A 1,601-nucleotide genomic window follows, 5' to 3' on the forward strand; every position below is an offset into this window, starting at 1 on the left:
AACTCCCATGAAAATTAAACTCTCAACTACGCAAAAATGACAACACTAAAGAAGACGCAACTCAGGTTTTTTAAAAAAATGCAGCGCCTAGGATTGGATCGTATTATTTGTTGGATTAGGAGGCTTCTGGTTCAGTGATTGTAACGCTGTAACCTAAGTTTTCAAGCCTTCGAACAGAATAACGTACGATGGATTGCTGTTTTTGTTTTTCGAAGTAATCCTCACCCAAGTCTACGTACATTTCTTTTCGGGTTAATAGATAATAGGTAATCCTCAAAATGGCGTGGGCGACTGAAATACCAGCACGTTTTTTACCTTTCCGTGCTGCTGTACGCCTGTACATGGCACCAAGATAAGTCTTTGAACCTCTTAATGAGTGAGCGGCTTCTATTAAAGCTGACTTTAGATATTTGTTTCCTTTTTTCATAGTTGACGATTTCCTTTTGCCAGCACTTTCGTTATGGCCGGGTACTAATCCTGCCCAGGAACATAGATGGGAAGAGCTGGGGAATTGGTTCCCAACATCGGTTCCTACTTCAGCGAGGATTTGTTCAGCCATACGAGTCGCAACGCCAGGAATGGAATCCAAACGTTCAATATCTGCTTGGTGAGAGGATAGTCGGTTAGCTATTTCTTGGTTTAGAATCTCGACCTGTTCAGTTAGAAAATCGATATGAGTGAGAATGGTTTTTATCATGAGGCGCTGGTGTGAACTAATATATCCGCGAAGGGCGAGTTCTAGTTCATCTTTTTTCTTTTTCATTGAACGACGAGCAAAGTGCGCGAGTTTTTCAGGATCGTCTTCGCCATCTGCGATGGCGTTAAGCATGTCACGAGCCGAAACACCCATAATGTCGGAGACAACGGAGCTTAGCTTGATATTCGCTCCTTCTAGTACTTTTTGAATCCGATTATGTTGTCTTGCCCGTTCTTCAATAATACTTCTACGGTATCGGACTAACTCTCGTAGTTCTCGCTGATTTCGGTCGGGGATGAAACTTGCTTTAAGCAGACCATGTCGAAGAAGTTTGGCTATCCATTCAGCATCCTTCACATCGGTCTTGCGACCGGGTACTGCTTTCATATGTTGAGCATTGACTACTAAAAACTCGATATTCTCTGCTTCAAGTAAGTTAACGATCGGCTTCCAAAATACACCTGTACTCTCCATTGCTACGTGGGTACAACCATGCTCCTTGATCCAGTCGATTAACTGTATTAGAAATACAGTTTTAGTGGAAAACGTTCGAATCTCCTTTCCTTTTGGAGTCATGATACATGCGGTAATGGAATCCTTGTGAACGTCCATCCCACATGCGCGTTCAATGATTACTTCCATTGTAATCATCCTTTCCACGGCAAATAGTATTGGAGGCTGGTGCATCAACCAGAGTAGGATTAATCTCCCATGAGTGCTTCCCGTAAGGGAGCGACATTCTGTCATGCACCGTGGTCGATGGAGTCAGACTAACGGATGGGCTCTATGGCACCATAGTTGATCGACCTTCCTCTCCCAGCCGTAGTATCCAATACCCGTTCTGCACACATTTTCATCCTCTGTGGTGTAGTGCTGTTTTTGCGCTACATGGATGGCTAACGGG

1 protein-coding gene is annotated in these 1,601 nt (G+C 43.8%); it reads right to left on the minus strand.

Features of this window, described 5'->3' with window-relative positions:
• Positions 1 to 115: 115 nt before the first annotated feature.
• Positions 116 to 1,339: an IS110 family RNA-guided transposase gene (locus tag P5G49_RS17440; RefSeq protein ID WP_301245934.1), complete on the minus strand. Its 1,224-nt coding sequence runs from the start codon at positions 1,337 to 1,339 to the stop codon at positions 116 to 118.
• Positions 1,340 to 1,601: the final 262 nt, after the last annotated feature.

Origin of the sequence: Sporosarcina highlanderae, from assembly GCF_030433715.1 — a bacterium.
Taxonomy (GTDB): domain Bacteria; phylum Bacillota; class Bacilli; order Bacillales_A; family Planococcaceae; genus Sporosarcina; species Sporosarcina highlanderae.